The sequence below is a fragment of the Dactylosporangium sp. NPDC051541 genome, from assembly GCF_044454505.1.
Lineage (GTDB): Bacteria > Actinomycetota > Actinomycetes > Mycobacteriales > Micromonosporaceae > Dactylosporangium.
Map to the genome: position 1 here is coordinate 687361 of NZ_JBITDU010000002.1, position 19055 is coordinate 706415.

The 19055-nt window shown below is 74.2% G+C and carries 17 protein-coding genes; 8 read left to right on the top strand and 9 right to left on the bottom strand.

Annotation, left to right across the window (positions count from 1 at the left end; translation table 11 throughout):
* Positions 1-81: 81 nt before the first annotated feature.
* Positions 82-2076, bottom strand: a complete 1995-nt coding sequence (locus ACIA8L_RS11290; RefSeq protein ID WP_395903013.1) for an AAA family ATPase — start codon at positions 2074-2076, stop codon at positions 82-84.
* A 105-nt stretch (positions 2077-2181) separates the two neighbouring features.
* Between ACIA8L_RS11290 and ACIA8L_RS11295 the strand changes: the two genes are divergently transcribed.
* The 3 genes from ACIA8L_RS11295 to ACIA8L_RS11305 all read left to right on the top strand — a co-directional run bounded on the left by ACIA8L_RS11295 (position 2182) and on the right by ACIA8L_RS11305 (position 5996).
* Complete coding sequence (locus tag ACIA8L_RS11295; RefSeq protein WP_395903015.1) at positions 2182-3201, top strand: NAD-dependent epimerase/dehydratase family protein; 1020 nt, start codon at positions 2182-2184, stop codon at positions 3199-3201.
* Positions 3198-3704 (top strand): hypothetical protein, encoded by a 507-nt coding sequence (locus tag ACIA8L_RS11300; RefSeq protein ID WP_395903017.1) that lies wholly within the window; start codon positions 3198-3200, stop codon positions 3702-3704. Before ACIA8L_RS11295 ends, ACIA8L_RS11300 begins: the two co-directional genes overlap by 4 nt.
* A gap of 66 nt (positions 3705-3770) precedes the next feature.
* Positions 3771-5996, top strand: coding sequence for a helix-turn-helix domain-containing protein (locus tag ACIA8L_RS11305; RefSeq protein WP_395903019.1), 2226 nt, complete (start codon positions 3771-3773; stop codon positions 5994-5996).
* 173 nt (positions 5997-6169) lie between these two features.
* On the opposite strand, the gene ACIA8L_RS11310 is transcribed toward ACIA8L_RS11305, so the two are convergent.
* Positions 6170-6724: a hypothetical protein gene (locus tag ACIA8L_RS11310; protein WP_395903020.1), complete on the bottom strand. Its 555-nt coding sequence runs from the start codon at positions 6722-6724 to the stop codon at positions 6170-6172.
* 154 nt (positions 6725-6878) lie between these two features.
* Between ACIA8L_RS11310 and solA the strand changes: the two genes are divergently transcribed.
* Together solA and ACIA8L_RS11320 are read left to right on the top strand one after the other, a co-directional pair.
* Positions 6879-7970, top strand: coding sequence for an N-methyl-L-tryptophan oxidase (solA, locus tag ACIA8L_RS11315; protein ID WP_395903022.1), 1092 nt, complete (start codon positions 6879-6881; stop codon positions 7968-7970).
* Entirely contained in the window at positions 7970-9412 is a 1443-nt protein-coding gene (locus tag ACIA8L_RS11320; protein WP_395903024.1) for an MFS transporter, read from the top strand. Before solA ends, ACIA8L_RS11320 begins: the two co-directional genes overlap by 1 nt.
* Here the strand turns inward: ACIA8L_RS11320 and ACIA8L_RS11325 are convergent.
* From ACIA8L_RS11325 to ACIA8L_RS11335, 3 genes are all read right to left on the bottom strand, one after another.
* Positions 9345-9749: a VOC family protein gene (locus ACIA8L_RS11325; RefSeq protein ID WP_395903026.1), complete on the bottom strand. Its 405-nt coding sequence runs from the start codon at positions 9747-9749 to the stop codon at positions 9345-9347. The genes ACIA8L_RS11320 and ACIA8L_RS11325 overlap by 68 nt on opposite strands.
* Before the next feature lie 104 nt (positions 9750-9853).
* Positions 9854-11731 carry a hypothetical protein gene (locus ACIA8L_RS11330; protein WP_395903028.1) on the bottom strand — a complete coding sequence of 626 codons (1878 nt, stop codon included), beginning with the start codon at positions 11729-11731 and terminating at the stop codon, positions 9854-9856.
* Positions 11732-12055: 324 nt separating this feature from the next.
* Positions 12056-12397, bottom strand: a complete 342-nt coding sequence (locus ACIA8L_RS11335; protein ID WP_395904188.1) for an ArsR/SmtB family transcription factor — start codon at positions 12395-12397, stop codon at positions 12056-12058.
* A 172-nt stretch (positions 12398-12569) separates the two neighbouring features.
* On the opposite strand from ACIA8L_RS11335, the gene ACIA8L_RS11340 reads away from it, so the two are divergent.
* Together ACIA8L_RS11340 and ACIA8L_RS11345 are read left to right on the top strand one after the other, a co-directional pair.
* Positions 12570-13388, top strand: a complete 819-nt coding sequence (locus ACIA8L_RS11340; protein ID WP_395903030.1) for an LLM class flavin-dependent oxidoreductase — start codon at positions 12570-12572, stop codon at positions 13386-13388.
* Between the two features lie 190 nt (positions 13389-13578).
* Positions 13579-13737, top strand: coding sequence for a hypothetical protein (locus tag ACIA8L_RS11345; protein ID WP_395903032.1), 159 nt, complete (start codon positions 13579-13581; stop codon positions 13735-13737).
* Positions 13738-13797: 60 nt separating this feature from the next.
* On the opposite strand, the gene ACIA8L_RS11350 is transcribed toward ACIA8L_RS11345, so the two are convergent.
* The 3 genes from ACIA8L_RS11350 to ACIA8L_RS11360 all read right to left on the bottom strand — a co-directional run bounded on the left by ACIA8L_RS11350 (position 13798) and on the right by ACIA8L_RS11360 (position 16912).
* Positions 13798-14757 carry an AraC family transcriptional regulator gene (locus tag ACIA8L_RS11350; RefSeq protein ID WP_395903034.1) on the bottom strand — a complete coding sequence of 320 codons (960 nt, stop codon included), beginning with the start codon at positions 14755-14757 and terminating at the stop codon, positions 13798-13800.
* Positions 14758-14807: 50 nt separating this feature from the next.
* Entirely contained in the window at positions 14808-15008 is a 201-nt protein-coding gene (locus ACIA8L_RS11355) for a hypothetical protein (protein WP_395903035.1), read from the bottom strand.
* Between the two features lie 140 nt (positions 15009-15148).
* The gene (locus tag ACIA8L_RS11360; protein ID WP_395903037.1) at positions 15149-16912 is read right to left on the bottom strand and encodes a thiamine pyrophosphate-dependent enzyme; all 1764 of its coding nucleotides are present in this window, start codon (positions 16910-16912) and stop codon (positions 15149-15151) included.
* Between the two features lie 117 nt (positions 16913-17029).
* Between ACIA8L_RS11360 and ACIA8L_RS11365 the strand changes: the two genes are divergently transcribed.
* Entirely contained in the window at positions 17030-18373 is a 1344-nt protein-coding gene (locus ACIA8L_RS11365) for an MFS transporter (RefSeq protein ID WP_395903039.1), read from the top strand.
* Here the strand turns inward: ACIA8L_RS11365 and ACIA8L_RS11370 are convergent.
* Positions 18370-19032 carry a tetratricopeptide repeat protein gene (locus tag ACIA8L_RS11370; RefSeq protein ID WP_395903041.1) on the bottom strand — a complete coding sequence of 221 codons (663 nt, stop codon included), beginning with the start codon at positions 19030-19032 and terminating at the stop codon, positions 18370-18372. The genes ACIA8L_RS11365 and ACIA8L_RS11370 overlap by 4 nt on opposite strands.
* Between the last annotated feature and the right edge of the window lie 23 nt (positions 19033-19055).

The window sequence follows — 19055 nt, forward strand, 5'->3', positions numbered from 1 at the left end:
CTGCCGCCGAGCCGGCCGGCGGTCGCGGAATTTCCGCCGGCCGCGGCGACGACGGCCACCCGGTCGCAGAGGCCCCCGGCATCACGGTGACCTGGCCGCCCCGCCGACCTCGATCGTCCACAGGATGTCGGTCAGGTGCTGGACGGCCTTGGCCAGATAGCGGCGGTAGGTGCTCAACGGCAGGTCGAGCACCTCCGCCGCGGCCTCCTGGGTCGGGGCCGGCCGCACGTAGGTGCGGTGCAGGACGGCCTGGAGCGGGCCGCCCTTCGGGAGGTCGCCGACCTGGGCGACGGCGGCCTCGATCGCCGCGCGCAGCTGGGCGGCGTCGGCGGCCAGGGCGGTGCCGAGCAGCGGGCTGGCCGCGAGCTGCTCGGGGCGGTGCAGGGACTGCAATGCGGTCCGGACGGCGGCGTCGAAGCGGGCGCGGTGCAGTGGCGGCGGGCGCAGCAGCGCGGCCGGGGCCGGGCCGGTGCCACCCGAGTGGCCGCGCTCGTACATCAGGTCCAGCCAGGCGCCGACCGGCAGGCGGCGCCAGTCGATGCCGAACGCGACGTGCGGCAGACCACCGACCTCGACGCGGACCAGGGGCGCGAAGGCGAGGTAGTCGAACTTCGGCGCCCAGAACGCCGCATCGACCACGACCACGAACGACCACGCCAGCGGGCGGGTGAGCCACTCGATGAGGCTCGACACCGGGCCCGCGACCACCATGTAGGGGTCGCGCTGGTGTTCGCGGGCCCCGGCGGCGAAGCGGTTGATCAGCACCTGTTCGCCGGGGCGGATCGGGGCCGCCCGCGCGACGTGGTCGAGCACGGCGCGGACGACCGGGTCGCGGTCCTCGAGGGGCGAGCCGCTCGGGCACAGCACTTGGTGGGCGAAGCCGGCCACGCGGTCGCCGGTGCGCACCACCGACAGCCGCTCGGGCTGCTCGGACAGCCAGGCGCGGGCGAGCTCGGCGCTGGCGGGTCCCTCGAACCGGTCGATGGTGGCGCAGACCTGCTCGTGCTCGTCGGGGCGGGCCGGTACCACCGCCGCTGAGCCTTTGGTCCGCAACGCCGCGATCACGCCGCCGAACGGCCCATGACGGTGGATGAACAGCAGCTGGCGCGCCTCGGGCTGGCGGTGCCGGCCATCGGCGGTGCGCAGGGCGGCGACCGTGTGGTCGAAGACGAGACGCTCGTGAGCCCGGTGCTGCTCCGGGACGCGGCGCCGGAACTCGGCGTTGAGCACGTCGCGGGCCAGGTCGTGGACGGCCAGCCCGCCGGGGCCGCTGGTGACGAACGGGAGCCGGGCCAGCCACTGCCACACCGCCGGGGCGTCGGCGCCGACCGTCCGGGCGAGCAGCTCCTCGGTCGTCGACCAGGCGATCGCGCAGGTGGCCAGGCCGGTCAGCCGGGGCTGGGTCGCGACCTCGCCGACGAACGACTCCACCAGGGTCGAGATCAGGTCCGGCGCGTCGGCGAGTGTATCGGGCACCTGCCCGCGGACGGCCAGGTCGGCCAGCAGCGCCATGGTCAGCGGATGCCCGGCGCCGAGCGCGGTCAGGTGCGGCCGCACGGATGCCTCGACACCGGCCTGCGCCAGCAGCTGCGCGGTCTCGTCGGGGCCGAAGACGTCCAGGCGGTACACCCGCAGCAGCTCTTGCCACCCGGTGTCGCAGCGCCACGGCGCGGCCGGCGGCTCCCGGCCGGCCAGGACGACCACGGTGTCGGCGCTCAAGCCGGGCAGGAACTGCTCGCGCAGCCACCCGTCGATCGGGGTGAGTTGCTCGTAGCCGTCCACGAGCAGGACCGCACCGGAGGGCAGCGGCCATCCGGCGGCCGTTCGCAGCCCGTCCGGGGCCGGGTCGACGTCGCGCCCGTCGACCTGGACCACGGCCCGGCCGGCCGCGCGCGCCCGGGCGCCGAACTCGGCCAGCAGCGTGGTCTTGCCGATGCCGCCCTGACCGTGCACGAACAGCACCCGCCGCGCCGAACGCCCGGCCACGGCCGCGTCGAACCCGGCCAGCTCGGCCCGGCGACCCACGAACCGTTGCCGCCGCGCGGTCTCCAGCACGTCGCCGAGAGACGTCGACACCTCGCCACCTCCACCTGCACTCTCCCCCGCCACGGGCCGGTTTGGACAGCGATTAGCAACTATTTGACCTGGCAAGTGAGCACCGCCCGGCCCGATGCTCGCAGCATGAAGATCCTGGTCACCGGGGGTACCGGTTTCGTGGGCTCGCACAGCGTGGCGGCACTCGTCGCCGCGGGCCACGACGTCCGGCTCCTCGTCCGCTCCCCCGACCGCATCGGCCCGGCACTGGAGCCGCTCGGCGTGCGCACGACGGTCGACCACGTCGTCGGCGATGTCACCGACCCCGGCTCGGTCGCCCGCGCGCTGCCCGGGTGCGACGCGGTCCTGCACGCGGCGGCCGTGTACGACCTGGACGCCCGGGCCCGGCCGGCGATCGCGCGGACGAACGTCGCCGGTGCGCGCACGGTGCTGCGGGCCGCCGTCGACGCCGGCTGCGACCCGGTCGTGCACGTCTCCAGCACGGCCGCGCTCCTGCGGCGGCGGGCCACGGTCACCCCGGACTCCGCGCTGTCGAGGACGCGGGGGCCGTACATCCAGTCGAAGGTCGCGTCCGAGGCCGTCGCCCGCGAGCTGCAGGGCGCCGGCGCGCCCGTGGTGATCGTGCAGCCCGGCGCCGTCCTCGGCCCGGACGACCCGCACTGCGGCGACCAGGCCCGCCGGCTGCGGGACATCCTGCGCGGGCGGTACCCGGTGTGGCCGAGCGGCGGCCTGCACGTCGTCGACGTCCGTGATGTCGCCGACGTGCACGCCGCCGTCTTCACCCTCCAAGCCAAGCCGGCCCGCTACCTGGTCCCCGGCCACTTCGTCGACGGTGCCACCATGTTCGCCACGCTGCGCGTGCTCACCGGCCGCCGCCTGCCGTGCCTCGTCGTGCCGTCCCCCGCCATGCTGCCCGTGAGCTGGACCATGTCGGCCCTGCAGCGCATAACCCCGTTCCACCTGCCGGCCGACCATGAAGGTGTGGTGTTCATCGGTACCGCGACCCGCTGCGACGACACCCGCGCCCGCGACGAGCTCGGCGTCGAGCCGCGCTCCCTGATCGAGACGTACGGCGACACGATCCGATGGCTGCACCGCACGGGCCGGCTCACCGACAGCCAGGCCGGCGCCCTGGTCCCCCGATGAGCGGATGGACGGCCAGCATCGCCGCGACCGCCGTGTCGAGCTACGCGCTGGACGCCTGGGCCGCGGCCGCCGGTGTCGCGCTGGTCGCGTCGGGCCTGCTCGCCGGCGTCGGACGGCCGTGGGCGGTGACCCTGCTCGCGGGCACCTACCTGGCCTGGGGTCTCGGCCTGCGCACCAACCTGCGGGCGAACTGGTCCCTGCTGGCGAGTACAGGGACGAGTACCAATGTCATCTCCAAAGCCGCCCACGACCTCACCCGGCGCGTCACGCCCAGCCCCCGCGCACGGCGGCTGGCGGCGGCGGTCGGCTACGCCGGCACGCAGGTCGCGGCCGAGGTGCCGTACTACGCTGGCGCCTTCGGCACCGCCGCCCTCAGCGACGCCGTCAGCACCGACGAGGCCGTGGTCTTCCTCGCGGGCGCCAACCTCGCCGCCGGCCTCTACGAGTACGGCCTCGCCCGCCTCACCCGCGCCTTCCTGGCCCGCCGCCCGTCCGCGCCCTAGCGTCGCCGTGCGCTCCGGGCCGCGCCGGGGCCGGTGCCGGCACTTCGACGTTGGTATATATGGAGGATGCTCGGAGCGAGGGTCGCCCATCATCGGCGCCGGCTGGCGCTGACCCAGGAGGAGCTGGCCGACCGGACCGGGCTGAGCGTGCGGACCATCCGCCGGCTCGAGGCCGGCGAGGGCCGGGTGCCGCGCACCACGTCGCTGCGGCTGCTGGCCGACGCGTTCGCGCTGGCCGGGGCCGAGCGGGAGGCATTCCTCGGCGGGGGTGCCGCGGCGCTCCCGGCACCGGCCCAGCTGCCACCGGACATCGCCGGCTTCAGCGGCCGGGCCGCGGACCTCGCCCGGCTGGACGCGCTCGCGTCACCGGGCGAACCGGCCGTGATCGCCGTCTCCGGCAGCCCCGGCGTTGGCAAGACCGCCCTCGCGGTGCACTGGGCGCACACCGCCGCCGACCGTTTCCCGGACGGCCAGCTGTACCTCGACCTGCGCGGCTTCGGCCCGGCCGGCGCGGCGATGAACGTCGCGGAGGCGGTGCGCACATTCCTGCAGGCGCTCGGCGTGCCCGCGGCGTACCTCCCCGACACGATCGAGGGCCAGACCGCCCTGTATCGCAGCGTGGCCAGCGGCCGGCGGCTGCTCGTCGTGCTCGACAACGCCCAGGACGCCGAGCACGTCCGCCCGCTGCTGCCGACCGGGCCGGGCAGCGCAGCCGTGGTGACCAGCCGCCGCCGGCTGACCGGGCTCGTCGCCCACGACGGGGCCGAGCCGCTCGACCTCGGCCTGCCGTCGGCCGAGGCCGGACTGGCGCTGCTGGCCGGGCGGCTCGGGACGCGGCCGGCCGCGGCCGAACGGGCCGCGGCCGCCGCCGTCGTGACGGCCTGCGCCCGGCTGCCGCTCGCGCTGGTCATCGTGGCCGCCCGGGTCCGCTGCAGCGGCGCGAGCCTGACGACGGTGGCCGCCGAACTGGCGGCGGGCGGCCCGGAACGGCTCGACGCGCTGGACGGTGGCGAGCCGGCCAGCCGGGTCCGCAGCGCCTTCTCCTGGTCGGTCGCGGCCCTCGAACCGGCCGCCGCGGGCCTGTTCCGCCGGCTCGGGCTGCACCCCGGCACCGCGGTCGGGCTCCCGGCCGCGAGCAGCCTGGCCGGTGAGCCCGCGGCGGCGGTCCGGCGCCGGCTGACCGACCTGGTCCAGGTCGGCCTGGTCGGCGAGCGCCCCGACGGCCGGTACGTGCTGCACGACCTGGTCCACCTCTACGCCGCCGACCTGGCCCGGGCCGAACCGGCCCCCGCCCGGGCCGCCGCGGTTCGCCGGGTGCTCGACCACTACCTGCACACGGCGATCGCCGCCGACCGCCGGCTGGCACCGTTCCGGGAGCCGATCGGCCTGCCCCCGGCCCCGCCGGCACCGGGGGCGACCCTGGAGCCGATCCCCGACCGCGACGCCGCCCAGGCCTGGTTCGCCGGCCACGACGACGCGCTGCTCGGCGCCGTGCACCTGGCCGCGGCCGAGGGCCTGGACGAGTACACCCTCCGGCTGTCCTGGTCGCTCTTCAACCACCTGGGCCGCCGGGGCCGCTGGCACGACCTCGCCGCGATCGCCGCCGTGGCCGTCGCCGCGGCCGGCCGCCTGGACCACCCGCTGGCCCGCCCGCAGGCCGAGTACCTGGCCGCCTACACCGACCAGGTGCTCGGCCGGTTCGCCGCCGCGCACCGGGGCTTCACCGCCGCGCTGGCCGGGTTCGCGGCCGCCGGCCACGAGCCGGGGCTGGCCATGACCCACAAGGGCCTGACGCTGCTGTACGACCGGGAGGACCAGCCGGCCGCCGCCCTGCACCACGGACGCCGGGCGCTGGCGTTCTACCAGGGCCTCGGCGACCGGCACGGCGCGGCCCACAGCCACAACGCGATCGGCTGGTCCCAGGCCCGGCTCGGCGACCACACCGGGGCCGAGGCGTCCTGCCGCACCGCGCTGACCCTCTTCGAAGCCCTCGCCGACAGCAACGGCCTGTGCAACACGTGGGACAGCGTCGGCTACCTGCAGCACCGCCAGGGCCACTACGCCGAGGCCGTCGCCTCGTATCGCCGGGCCCTGCACAGCGCCCGCGCCCACACCGCCGACCGGCACTGCGTCGTGGACCTGCTCGACCATCTCGCCGACAGCTACACCGCGCTCAACCGCCCCACCGAAGCCGCCGCCGTCTGGTCCGAGGCCCTCGACATCCTCGACGACATCGACGTCGACCCGGCCGTGCGCCGGGCCCTGGCCGGCAAATGCACGCCGCCGCAGTAGCGATGCGCACGACATCGCCCTGTGGCGCCGCCGGCCCGGCAACGTCACGGCGGGCACGACACCCCGGCCCCGGCGGGACGTAGGCGCCGGCGGGGTGTTAGGTGTCGCCGGGCGGAGCCGCCGGTCGACCGGCTGGTCGGCGGGGTCGCGGTCGCCCGAAACGCCACCGGGTCCTAGTCCGCGGACTCCTGCGAGCTCACGTGCCGATCGTGTTCGGAGATCCGGGCGTTGCGGAACGTCGCCGCGAGCAGCTCCCGGGTGCCCGCCGTCCCGGACCGGGCCTGGTCCGGGGTGCTGTACCAGGTCAGACCGGCGCGCAGGGTCAGCCGGGTCAGCGAGTAGCCGTGCCACTCGATCCGCTCGCCGGGGCGCTCGTCGCGGTATGCACCGGATGTGTGCACCAGCCGGATCCGGCGGACCCGGGCCGGGTTGAGGGCCCGCACGGTGCCGCCGGTGCGTAGGAGCACGACGCCGGGCCGGGCCGGGTCCGTCCACACGCGGGTGATCGTCCGGCGGCGCGTCCGAAGGAAGTGCCAGAGCAGCAGTGCGGGCCCGGCGAGCAGCGCGAAGGCGACCACCGCCGCAAGACCGGCCGAGTGTACGCCGACGGCCATCCCGATCAGTGCCACCGCGAGCAGCACCGCCCCGGCCGGCAGCGCCCAGGCCCGCCGCGCGGCCGGCCCGTCGGCGCGGTGACTCCACAACACCCGCTCACCATCGACCGTCACCGGTCCATCCTGGACGGTCGACACAAGCGCCGCAAAGCGCCGCAAGACCTCCCCACGGCCAGCGCCGACCGGGCTGAGCCGCGAGGCGTGGCTGCGAGCGGGGAGGTGATCGAGCGTACTCCTATTATCCCGATCAGTTTGATAGATTTTGGGCATGACGCACGAGGGTGTACTCGACGCGGTGGTGGTCGGCGGGGGTGCCATGGGGTCCGCGGCGGCCTGGCGGCTCGCCCGGCGCGGCGCCGCGGTGGTGCTGCTGGAGCAGTTCGGGCCCGGGCACACCCGCGGCGCCTCGCACGGGGCTTCGCGGATCTTCCGGCTGGTGTACCCGGAGCCCGTCTACATCGACCTGGCCCGGCGCGCGCTGCCGCTGTGGCGGGAGCTCGAGGCCGCCACCGGGCACGTCCTGCTGACCGTCACCGGCGGTGTCGACCACGGTGACCCGGCCGCCATCACCGCGCTCGACCAGGCGACCCGGGCGGCCGGCGTCCCCGGGGAGCTGCTGTCCGCCGCGGCGGCGGGCGAGCGCTGGCCGGGGCTGGCGTTCGACGACGCCGGGCCGGTGTTCTTCCACCCGGCCTCGGGGCGGCTGCACGCCGACCGGTCCGTGATGGCGCTGCAGGTGTCCGCGCGGGCGCACGGCGCCGAGGTGCGCCACAACGCGGTGGTGCGCGGGATCGAGGTGCTCGGCGACGACCTCGTCGAGGTGCACACGGACGCGGGGGCGTTGCGGGCCCGCCGGGTCGTCGTCGCGGCCGGGGCGTGGTCGGCGAAGCTCCTGGCCGGGCTGGTCGACCTGCCGCCGCTGCGGGTGACGCAGGAGCAGCCGGCCCACTTCGCGCCCACGGTCGCCGGCGAGTGGCCCGCGTTCATCCACCACGGGGCCGACGGCGGCGTGTATGGCCTGGCCACACCGGGGCAGGGCATCAAGGTCGGCTTCCACGCCACCGGGCCCGAGCGGGACCCCGACGCGACCGCGCCCTTCGACGCCCTCCAGCACAAACGCCTGCAACGGTATGTCGAGCGCTGGCTGCCCGGCGTGCGGCACAGTCAGTACACCCGAATCAGCTGCACCTACACCAGCACCCCGACCGGCGACTTCGTGATCGATCGGGCCGGGCCGGTCGTGGTGGCGGCCGGGTTCTCCGGGCACGGGTTCAAGTTCACGCCCGCCGTCGGTGAGCTGCTCGCCGACCTCGCCGGGCCCGGGCTTCCGGCCCCGCGCCGGTTCGCGCTGGCCAGGTAGTGGATCGCGCGCACCGGGCCGTGCTCGCCGTCTGTCTCGGCGCCGGCTTCACCACCCTGCTGGACCAGTCCGTGCTCACCATCGCCGTGCCGGCGCTACGCTCGTCGCTCGGGGCGGGCCCGGCCGCGCTGCAATGGATCGTCGCCGGGTACTCCCTCGCGTTCGGCCTGGCCCTCGTCCCCGCCGGCCGGGTCGGTGACCTGATCGGGCGGCGGTGGCTGTTCGTGGGCGGACTGGCGCTGTTCGGGGCCGGTGCGGTGCTCGCCGGCACCGCGCGTGACGCGTGGCTGGTCGCGGCGGCCCGGCTGGTCCAGGGTGTCGGCGCGGGCACCGTCAACCCGCAGATCATCGGGCTGTTCCAGGACCTGTTCACCGGCCGGGACCGGGCCCGGGCGCTGGCCGCGTACGCCGCCGTCGGTGGCCTGGCCGCCGCGCTCGGGCCGCCGGTCGGCGGGCTGGTGCTGGAGCTGACCGGGCCGGACCTCGGCTGGCGGATCGTGCTGCTGCTCAACCTGCCGTTCGCGCTCGTCATGGTGCCGCTCGCGGCCCGCCGCCTGCCCGCCGTGCGCCGGCCGGGCCGGCACACCGACCTCGACCTGCCCGGCCTGGCCCTGCTCGGCCTGGCCATCCTCGGCGTGGTGCTGCCGTTGACGGGGACGGCCGGCGGCTGGCGGTGGCTGCTCGGCGCGGTCGCGGCCGGCGCGCTGTTCGTGCTGTGGGAACGGCATTACACGGCCCGTGGCCGGACTGCGGTGTTGCTCCCCGGACTGCGGCGGGGGTACGTCCTGGGCACGCTCGTCGCCATGTGTTATTTCGGGGCCACGCTGGCGCTGGGCCTCGCCCTGTCCCTGTTCCTGCAGAACGGTCTCGGCTACTCCGCCCTGGCCGTCGCCGCCGTCACGCTCCCGGGCGCGATCGGCTTCGCGGCCGCTTCGACCGCGAGCACGGCGATGGTCACCCGCTACGGCCGCCACGGCGTCAGCGCCGCCCTGGCCGCGGCCGCCGTGAGCGTCGCGGCCGAGGCCGTCGCCGTCACGTATCTGCCGGCCGGCGCGATCGTCGTCGCCCTCGCCACCACCCAGTTCCTCACCGGCGCGGCCGGCGGCCTGGTCAACGCGCCCAACCAGGCCCTGACCCTCAGCCACGCCCCGCCGGGCGCCAACGGTCTGAGCGCGGCCGTCCTGCAGCTCTCCCAGCGCCTGGCCGCGTCGGTCTCCGTCGCCGCGGTCGCCGGTGTCGTGCTCGCCGCACCCGCCAACCTCGCCGGTCACCGCACGGCGCTGCTGCACGGCCTGCTGATCTGCCTGCTGCTGGTCGTGCTGGCCCTGGTCTTCGCGCTGGCCGACGGCCGCGGCCCGCGCCGGCCGGCCCCGGTCAGCGCGGGAACGGACCCAGCGGTGACCGGTCTCCGACCGACCACTTATGACCGAACGGGTCGATGAAGCCGCCCTGGCGGTGCGTCCCCCACGGCGCGTCGTGGTCCGCGATCGCCGGGCCGGCGGCGGCACCGGCCGCGACCGCGCGCTCGATGACGGCGTCGGGGTCCTCGACGAACAGCTCGATGCGGGCGCTGGTGACCCCGGCCCGGCCCGGGCTGGTCTCGGCCGGGTTCGCGGGGTTGACCTCGTGCACGAAGAAGGCGGCCCCGCCGACGTCGAGACCGGCCACCCCGCCGAGGTTCCACCGCTCGGTGGCGCCGAGCGCGGTCTTGTACCAAGCGACCGCCGCGTCCGCGTCCGCGACGATCAGCATCACCGAGATCACCGGTTGCTCAGCCATGCCCTGAACCTACGCCTCTCGGCCGGCCGGGACCCGCATCGCCCGCCGGTCGCGCAGGATAGCGACGTGCGCGTCGACGGCGGCCCCGGCCCGCGGATCGGCGTTCAGCGCTCCGCCACGACGATCACCCGGTCGTCGGGGCCGAACGTCATGGTGGCCGCCTTGGCCGGGTTCAGCGTGATCCCGTAGGCCGGGGCGGTCTGGGCGTGCGCGGCGAGGCGGTAGCCGATCGCCGACTCGCCGCGCAGCCGGGCCGCCTCCACCACCGTCTGGAAGTTGAGCGTCTGGCCGGTGCGCACGTACAGCGGGGCCGGCTTGAGGTAGATCTCGCTGCCGCCGGCGTCGAACAGGCCGCTGAACACGTCGGCGAGGTGCGGGTTCTCCGAGATCTGGGTCGTCATCAGGCTCAGCAGCTTGTCGCTGACGATGAAGTCGTCGGCCTGCGTGACCTGGGCGAGCTGGCGGTTGCGGTCGTCACCCATCTCGCTCACGATGGAAAACTTGCCGTCGAGCTTCTGCTCCATGTCGCGCAGGTGCAGCAGGGTCACGAGGGTCCGGGAGTCGGCCACCTGCCGGTCGACGTCGTCGTAGCACAGGGCGATGACGTGGTCGAAGCCGTTGATGCGCAGGGACTCCAGCACGGTACGGTCGGCGCTGTCGTCCTCGATGAGCGACAGCGACAGGTTGCGCACGTCGGCCGCGAGCCGCTTGAGGCTCAGCGACACCTCGTGGTGCCGGGCCACGACGACGACCTCCGAGCCGGCCGTGAGGTACTGGTCGAGCTGCTCGACGACGCCGACCGCCCGCTGGTTCCAGCCGAGGATCAGGGCCCGCTTCGGCGCCGCCACCGGGTCCGGGCCGGCGACGATCAGCTCGTGCTGGATCGGCGCGGGCGGGGCCATGACCACGGTGTCGTCGTCGGCGGAGATGGCCAGGAGGTCGTCGTCGGCGGCGATGCGGTAGTCGCCCGGCGGGTTCAGCAGGACCGTCCCGTCGCCGCGGCGCACGCCGATGACCGCGGACGTCGGATACGCGTGCAGCGCTGTGGAGTACCCCCGCCCGGTCAGGCTTGTCTCACGCCGCACGTAGATCTCGTCGCCGCCGAAGTCCAGCAGGTCCGTGTAGACGACGGAGAGCCCGGACTGCAGGCAGGTCTGCACGATCAGGCGGGCCGCGACCGTCGTCGCGTCGATGAGGTAGGCGTCCGGGCCGCCCGCCAGCCGCGCCGCCGGGAGGTTCGCCTGGTCGGAGACGCTGCCGACGACCGTGCACCGGTTCTCCGCCTTCGTGACGGACAGCAGCATCTTCACGAGGTGCGCGTCGCGGTCGCTCCCGGTGCCGGTGAGGATGACGACGGACCGGGCCTCGGCGATGTTGACCAGCGCGATGTCGTCGGGGTCGAGCGGGTCGCCGGTGCGGCACACGACGTCCGTGGTGCGCAGGTCGCCGACCTTGGCCCGGATCTCGTCCTCCATCTCGACCTTGTCCTTCGCGGCCAGGACGGCGACGCAGGCCTTGCGCTTGTTGCCGTTGGCCTCGACGAGCTCACCGATGACCGTGAACACCTGATCGGACCAGCCGAGGATGACGGTGTGCCCGGTCTCCAGGACGATCGAGCGGCCCTTGCGCAGCTCCTGCAGCTTGGCGTCGAGGCCGGTGGTCAGCACGCCGATGAACGCGGTGACGATGAAGATGCCGCCGATGGTGATGAGGAACGCGACCGCGACGAAGTACCAGTGCCCGCCGTCGCCGGCGACGGTACCGGGGTCGAGCGCGTGCAGCACCGCCTGCCACACCGAGTCGAGGAACCCGCGCTCGCTCCCGTCGGCCGGCCGCCGGTCGATCAGCCACAGCAGCAGCCCACCGGCGACGACGACCGCGACGGAGGCCAGCCCGAGCCACGCGACGAGCGCCGACACCCCCGCGGACATCGTCTTGTCGAACCAGTAGCGGAAGCGGCGACGGAGCGTGGCGGTGGCCATGAGCACCTCGGCTGGAGGGGAAATCGGAAGATCGGCGCACAATATAGCTCTTCGTCACCCCACCGCTGTCACATGTCTGTCGTAAACGCATCTGAGCAGCCCACTTATAGCGTCGGCACCGTGGCGATGGACGACGCACCAGAGCACCGGGTCACGACATGTCGCGGCCGCTCTCGACTTGGCCCACCCGGAAGCGCTCCCCGGCGATCCGGTGAGTAGGTGGCTACGGGATGTCGCGGCCGGTCGCATGATGCCCGCCGCCGGTGCCGGCGGCGTGGCGAGCGGGCGGTTGTTCGGCCCGTTCGCCGGCGGCGGCGGTGCCGTTCAGCGGGTCCGCTTCGTCGCCCGCTTGCGCGGCGGCGTCAACAGGTCGGCGATCGCCGCGATCGCGGACGGCACCAGGCTGTAGTACGCCCAGACGCCGCGCTTCTCGCGCTCGAGCAGGCCGGCCTCGGTGAGGATCCGCAGGTGATGACTCACGGTCGGCTGGGACAGACCGAGCGGCGCGGTGAGGTCACTCACGGACGCTTCGCCGTCCGGAGCGGACTGGATAAGGCTGAGCAGTTGCAGCCGGGCCGGGTCGGCGAAGGCCTTCAACACGCCGGCGAGCCGCTCGGCATCGGCACGCGCAATCGGCTCGCCGGCGACCGGCGAGATGTCGGGCATGGCAGTCGTCGCAGTTCTCACGCCCTCGATCGTTCCACCAATGTCATCGATAGGCCGGTAAAACCGGGATAAATCGCCCCCACTGCCGTGCCGATCCGGCGGGCCATCGTGTCGGATCCGGTTGGGGCTGTTCGTAGGTGGGTCAAAGAAGTCGCTGAGGAAGGTGGACGTCATGGCTACAGCGTTGCGGTTCGGGGTTGTCGCGCCCGTCGACAACGGGATGGGGGCCTGGCGGGATCAGGTTCGCGAGCTGGCCGACACCGGCTACTCGACGATCCTCATGCCCGACGTGCCGGAGTGGCAGCCGGCGCCCGCGGTGGTGTTGGCCGCCGCGGCCACGCTGACCGGCGCGCGGGTGGGGACCTGGGTCTACGCGGCGCCCGTGCGGCCGGCGTACATCACGGCCTGGGAGGCGCACTCGCTCAGTGTGGTGACCGACGGGCGGTTCGAGATGGGCATCGGGACCGGGCGGCCCGGGATCGCGGATCAGCTGCGCCGGCTGGGATTGCCGGACGTGCCGGCCGGGCAGCGGGCGGAGCTCGTCCGGCAGGTCATCACGACGCTGCGGGAACTTGATGGGGACGAGCGGCACACGCCGGTGGCGATGGCTGTCGGCGGACCCAAGGCACACGCGGTCGCGTCCGAGCTGGCCGACATCGTGAACTTCGTGATGCCGCACATCGAGACCCGCACGCAGACGGCGCAACGGGTGCGGGCATTCGACAACCGGCACGGGCTGGAGCTCTCGCTGCATGTGCCGGTCATCGGAGACGCCGTCGCGCCGTTCATGGCCGGGCCCGACACCGACATCGAAGCTGTTCGAGCGGCAGACTCGGTGTCATACCTGCCGAGCGATCCCGGCGCGGCCAAGGAGGAGATCCTGCGGCGGCGGGAGGAGATGGGGTTCACGTACTTCGTCTTCGGAGCAAGCGTCGCCGGCGCGCTCGCTCCGGTCGTCGCCGAGCTGGCGGGGCAAGAGACCGGCGGGTGATCGCGACCGCCGCGCACCGGAACACGAGCCGGGCTGAGCACTCGGCGGGCACCCGCTGCGCGGGACGTGCCTGACCAGCATGGCCGGGGCGCTGCTGGACCGCTACGAGTCGACGGGTGCGCCAGGCGACCTGGACACCGGGAACAGATGCTGCACAACGAGGCCGGGCTCGCCAACGACGCCGCGGCGTGTGCCGTCGCGCAGGGGCCGGACCGGCCGCGGCATCGAGCTGCTCGACCAAGGCCGGGGCGTGCTGTGGGCGCAGCCGCTGGACACCCGGGTCGACCTCGACGCCGTGCGGTTGGCCCTCGACGCTGACGCTGACGCTGGATGGTCCCGTGAATCATGACGTCGGGACTACGTCCACGCTACGGTCGCCGCCTCGGCCCCCGACACCGCCGGGGCGGGCTCAGGTGCGCAGGGTGTGGCTCGGGGGGCGGCCGTAGGTGCGGCGGTAGACGGTGGCGAAGTTGCCGGCCTTGGCGAAGCCCCAGCGGGCGGCGATCGCGGCCACCGTGGCGCCGGTGGTCGGGTCGGCGGACTGGAGGTCGCGGTGGGCTCGTTCCAGGCGGATCTGGCGCAGGTAGGCCATCGGGGTGGTGGCGTGGTGGCGGGCGAAGCCCTGCTGGAGAGCGCGCGGGGTGATGCCGGCGGCGGTGGCGACCGCGGTGACGGTGATCGGCTCGCCGGCGTGGTCCTCGATGAACGTCACCGCCCGGCGCAGGGCGGCCGGGCGGACCGGGGTGGGCGGGCGGCCGTGGTGGGTGGTCATCGTCGTGTTGGGGAAGACCGTCAGCAGTGCGGTGGCGGCGGTGTCGACGAGCTGGTCGGCGACGAGCGGCGGTAGCTCCGGGGTATCGCGGTCCATGAGGGTGCGGTGGACGAAGGCCAGGACGTACGTCCAGTAGCGGGCCATCGCCGCCGAGATCGGGGTCGTCGACTCGAAGCGCAGGTCGCACGCGTCGAGTTCGGTGCGGGTGGCGGCGGCCTCGGCGACCCGGGCCACCGGCAGGCACACGAGGGCCACGTCGAATTCGGCCAGGGCCGCGTGGGTCCGCGTGCCCAAGGGCTGCAGGTAGCCGTCGCCGGGGCCGAGGCGGACCTCGTCGCGGCCGGCGCGCAGGGTCATCTCGCCGCGCAGGAGCTGCTGGGCGCAGATGTAGTCGAACGGGTCGCCGTCGGCTTCGAAGCGGAACGAGTTGCGGAGCCGGTCGGCGCGCAGGGGCCCCGCGGTGGCGGAGGTGAGGGCCAGCTCCGGTGGTGCCTGGCGGGCGGCGAAGCGGGGCCGGTGCCCGACGTACATCTTCCGGATCACATCGGTGACCTCGTCTGTGTCCCGCGTGTGCATCGCGATGCGCTCCACCCGCATTTCGGCACGGTACCTCGTCCACCCGGGCCGCCGCCCGGGACACGCGGCGTTTACACCCGACGGCCGATCCGCCGCCGGACCCGTTCCAGGGCCTCGTCGGCGAAGCACTTGGCCTCGGCCACATATGACTGTGCCTCGGCCGCCCGGACCAGCAGCCGGTCGGCCGACTTGAGCTGGTCCTCGGCCCGCCGCACGGCCTGCGAGCAGTGTTCCTGAATCCTCCGCACCCGTTCGGCCGGCGTCTCGTCCATGCCATCCAGGAACCCGACAACCGTGCCCCCGGGCAATGACCGCCACGCGGCCGGTGCGCGAATCGGGCAACCGCTTCGTTTTCGCGGACATCGGCCGGGCGGTGCACGACCGCGTCACGCGAGCGGTACCACGGCCATCTTCAGCCCTTCAGCTGTTGGATCTTGTCCTTGAACAGCGTCGTCGCGATCGCGGCCGGATGGGGCTGGCCCTTGAGGAACGACGTGGCGAACTTCTTGGCCTGCTCGTAGGTGACGCCGGCCGGCAGCGGCGGCTCGTTGGGGTCCACGGCCACGTCGACCACGGCCGGCCCGTCGTGGGCGAACGCCTCCCGCAGCGCGCCCGGCAGGTCGCCGGGCGCGGCCACGTGCACGCCGAAGCCGCCGCAGGCCCGCGCGACCGCCGCGTAGTCCGGCACCGGCTCGCCGAAGCGCACGCCGTGCTCCGGGTAGCCGAGCACCATCTGCTCCCACAGGATCTGGCCCAGCGAGTTGTTGTTGTTCACAACGATCTTCACCGGCAGGCCGTAGCGGACGGCGGTGTGGAACTCGGCCATGAGCATCGCGAAGCCGCCGTCGCCGATCAGCGAGAGGACCTGGCGGCCCGGGTGCGCGTGCTGGGCCGCGATCGCGTAGGGCAGGCCCGGGGCCATCGTGGCCAGGGTGCCGGAGAGGTAGAACTCGCGGCGGCCCCGGATCTGCCAGTGCCGCGCCGCCCACGTCGCGATCGTGCCCGAGTCGCAGGTCAGGATCGCGTCGTCGGTCGCGAGCGCGTCGAGCTGGGACGCGAGGTACTGCGGGGCGATCGGGTCACGCTCCGGCGACTCCAGGGCCGCCATCCGCTCCCGCCAGTCGCGCACCTTCTCCTGGTACCCCCGCAGATGCTTCTGGTCCTTGCGTTCCAGCAGTGGCAGGAGTGCCTCCAGGGTGGCCGCGACGTCGCCGACCAGCGGCACGTCCGTCGCGATGCGGGTGCCGGCCCGGCTGGGTTCGATCTCGACCTGGACGACCTTGGCCGCGCCGGGCTTCGGCAGGAACTTGGTGTAGGGGAAGTTCGTCCCGAGCATCAGCAGCGCGTCGCAGTCCTCCATGAGCTCCTCGCTCGGCTTGGTGCCGAGCAGCCCGAGGCCGCCGGTGACGTACGGCGAGTCGTCGGGCACGACCATCTTGCCCGACAGGGTCTTGACGATCGGCGCGCCGAGGGTGTCCGCGACCCGCTCGATCAGGGCCCCGGCCCCGCGCGCGCCGAACCCGGCCAGGATCGCGACCTTCCCGGCCGCGTTGAGCACACCGGCGGCCACCCGCAGGTCCTCGTCGCGGGGCCGGACGGCGGGCGCGAGATAGATCGGCGCGGTCGTCGGCGCCACGACCGGCGCGACCGTCTGATACGGGTCCTTGCCGGCCGGCGCGACCTGGATGTCGTTCGGGATCGTCAGGTGCGCGACGCCGCGGCGGGCGTAGGCGGTGCGGATCGCGACATCGACGAGCGCCGGCAGCTGGGCCGGGTTCATGATGATCTGGTTGTACTCGCTGACGTCCTCGAAGAGCCGGTCGAGGTTCACTTCCTGCTGGTAGGCGGTGCCCAGGACACTCGACTCCTGCAGCCCGGTGATGGCCAGCACGGGCGCGTGGTCGAGCTTCGCGTCGTAGAGCCCGTTGGCCAGGTGAATCCCGCCCGGCCCGGACGTGGCCAGGCAGACCCCGATCCGGCCGGTCACCTTCGCGTAGGCGGTCGCCATGAACGCGGCCGCCTCCTCGTGGTGCACGAGGACGAACCGAATCTTGTCCCGATTGCGGCGCAGCCCTTCCATGATGCCGTTGATGCCGTCGCCGGGCAGCCCGAACACGGTGTCGACGCCCCATTCGGCCAGCCGGGAGACCAGTACCTCAGCCGTAATCTCGCCCATGTCGTTGGCGGCTACCCGCCCGCCGCCCGGCCAAACTGCCCCGCGCCACGTTCCGGTTCGAATTGCCGGTCCGATACCCGCCAGCCTTTGTTCCGCGGGCCCGGTAGCAAGAGCACAATGCCTTTGCTGCTCATTGTCTGCGCGCAATTCCTCATCATCCTCGACTCGTCGATCGTCACGGTCGCACTGCCGGACATCCAGCGCTCCCTGCACTTCGGCCCGGTCGGCGTGCAGGGCGTGGTGACCGCCTACAACGTGGCGTTCGCCGGCGTCCTGATCCTCGGCGGCCGCGTCGGTGACCGGGCCGGGCGCCGCCGCGCGTTCCAGCTCGGCCTGGCCGCGTTCGCGGTCACGTCGCTGCTGTGCGGCCTGGCCGTCACCCCGGCGATGCTCATCGCGGCCCGGGCGCTGCAGGGCCTCGCGGCCGCCGTCATCGCCCCGACCGGCCTCGCGCTGCTGGCCACCGCGTTCCCCGAGGGGCCCGCGCGCAACCGGGCGATGAGCACGTTCGGCGTCGCCACCGTGCTCGGCTTCGTCGGCGGTCTCGTGCTCAGCGGCCCCCTCACCGCGTGGCTGGGCTGGCCGAGCGTCTTCTACGCCGCGGTCCCGATCGGCTCGGTCGCGGCCGTCCTGGTGCCGCGGTACATCACGCCGGTACCGGGCCGCCGCGGCCGCGTGGACGTGCTCGGGGCCGTCCTGGTGACCGCGGCCGTAGCGGTCGTCGTGGTCGCGCCGGGCCAGGGCGCCACCCACGGCTGGACCTCGGCGCGGTTCCTGCTGACCCTGGCCGCCGGCCTGCTCCTGCTGGCCGCGTTCGCGCTGGCCGAGAACCGGGCCGCGGAGCCGCTGGTGCGGCTGGACTTCTTCCGCGCCCGCACGGTCCGGGCGGCCAACGCGGTCACCCTGGTCGGCGGCGCGATGAACGGCGCCGGCTACCTGTTACTGACCCTCTACCTGCAGGGGGTCCTGCACTACACCCCGACCCAGGCCGGTCTCGCGGTCGCCCCGACCGGCGTGGCCAACGTCCTGCTGGGCCGGTTCGCGGGCCGCCTGGTCACCCGCTTCGGCGTCCGCGCGACGATGACCGCGGCGACCGGGCTCGGCGCCCTCAGCATCGCCGCCCTCGCCCTGGCCTTGCGCCCGCACCGGAGCTACTGGCTGCTGGCCGCCCCGATCGTGCTGATGGGCATGTGCTTACTGATGACCACGGTCAGCGCCACCATCGGCGCGGTCGCGGGCGTGCGCGACACCGACCAGGGGCTGGCCGGCGGCGTCCGTCAGACCTCGCTGCAGCTGGGCATCGCGCTGGGGGTGGCGGTGTTCGCGTCGATTGCCACCGGCCGATCGTTTCCGGTCGCCCTGTTCGCGCTGGCCGCGTTCGCCCTGACCGGCGCGGTCATCGCCTGGACGGGGTTCCGGCCCGCCCGCCCGGGTCGGCCGGCTCCAGTATCGCGGGCCTAGATCTCGGTTCTGGCCTGCTCGATCTGCCGCACGACGGCGTGGGCGCCGTGCGCTCGGGCGATGGCGTGCGCCTCGTCGAGGGCCGCGCGCGCGTCGGCGTGGCGGTCCTGGGCGGCGGCGATGTAGGCCAGGCCGACCAGGTTGGCGGCCACGCCCGGCAGTGCGCCCAGCTCCCGGCGCAGCCGGGACGACTCCTCCAGCCGCTCGCGCGCCTCGTCCAGCCGCCCGGCCATGTGCGCGGCGATGCCCAGGTGTCGAAGGGCCTCGGCCTCGGTCGGCCGGTCGCCGGACCGCGCCGCCAGCCGGCGGGACCGCTCCAGGAGCGGGACCGCGGTCTCGTTGTCGCGCCGGATCACCTGATACAGGCAGCCGATCCAGAACAGCGCCTCAGCCTCGCCGCGCGGATCGCCCAGCGCCTGGTACAGCTCGCTCGCGCGCTCGAACAACGGCAGCTCGGCCGGGTCCTCGGCGGGTGACGAGCCGCTGCGGGCGCGTTCGTCGAGGAACCGGGCGTGCAGGATCCGGCCGCGGGCCAGCGCGGTGTCGGCCTCCACCGCGTCCAGGTCGCGTTCGGCGTCGGCCAGCGCGCCGGCGTCGCCGCCGTACACGGCCTGTTCATAGAGCGTTCTGGCCCGTTCGATGCGATCTTCGCCGCTCATCGGTGCTCGCTCCCTCCGTCCCG

Excerpts from the sequence above, each read along its gene's own strand:
- ACIA8L_RS11295 (WP_395903015.1), top strand. The coding sequence starts at position 2,182 with ATGAAGATCCTGGTCACCGGGGGTACCGGTTTCGTGGGCTCGCACAGC.
- ACIA8L_RS11300 (WP_395903017.1), top strand. The coding sequence starts at position 3,198 with ATGAGCGGATGGACGGCCAGCATCGCCGCGACCGCCGTGTCGAGCTAC.
- ACIA8L_RS11305 (WP_395903019.1), top strand. The coding sequence starts at position 3,771 with ATGCTCGGAGCGAGGGTCGCCCATCATCGGCGCCGGCTGGCGCTGACC.
- solA (WP_395903022.1), top strand. The coding sequence starts at position 6,879 with ATGACGCACGAGGGTGTACTCGACGCGGTGGTGGTCGGCGGGGGTGCC.
- ACIA8L_RS11325 (WP_395903026.1), bottom strand. The coding sequence starts at position 9,749 with ATGGCTGAGCAACCGGTGATCTCGGTGATGCTGATCGTCGCGGACGCG.
- ACIA8L_RS11330 (WP_395903028.1), bottom strand. The coding sequence starts at position 11,731 with ATGGCCACCGCCACGCTCCGTCGCCGCTTCCGCTACTGGTTCGACAAG.
- ACIA8L_RS11335 (WP_395904188.1), bottom strand. The coding sequence starts at position 12,397 with ATGCCCGACATCTCGCCGGTCGCCGGCGAGCCGATTGCGCGTGCCGAT.
- ACIA8L_RS11340 (WP_395903030.1), top strand. The coding sequence starts at position 12,570 with ATGGCTACAGCGTTGCGGTTCGGGGTTGTCGCGCCCGTCGACAACGGG.
- ACIA8L_RS11350 (WP_395903034.1), bottom strand. The coding sequence starts at position 14,757 with ATGCGGGTGGAGCGCATCGCGATGCACACGCGGGACACAGACGAGGTC.
- ACIA8L_RS11355 (WP_395903035.1), bottom strand. The coding sequence starts at position 15,008 with ATGGACGAGACGCCGGCCGAACGGGTGCGGAGGATTCAGGAACACTGC.
- ACIA8L_RS11360 (WP_395903037.1), bottom strand. The coding sequence starts at position 16,912 with ATGGGCGAGATTACGGCTGAGGTACTGGTCTCCCGGCTGGCCGAATGG.
- ACIA8L_RS11365 (WP_395903039.1), top strand. The coding sequence starts at position 17,030 with ATGCCTTTGCTGCTCATTGTCTGCGCGCAATTCCTCATCATCCTCGAC.
- ACIA8L_RS11370 (WP_395903041.1), bottom strand. The coding sequence starts at position 19,032 with ATGAGCGGCGAAGATCGCATCGAACGGGCCAGAACGCTCTATGAACAG.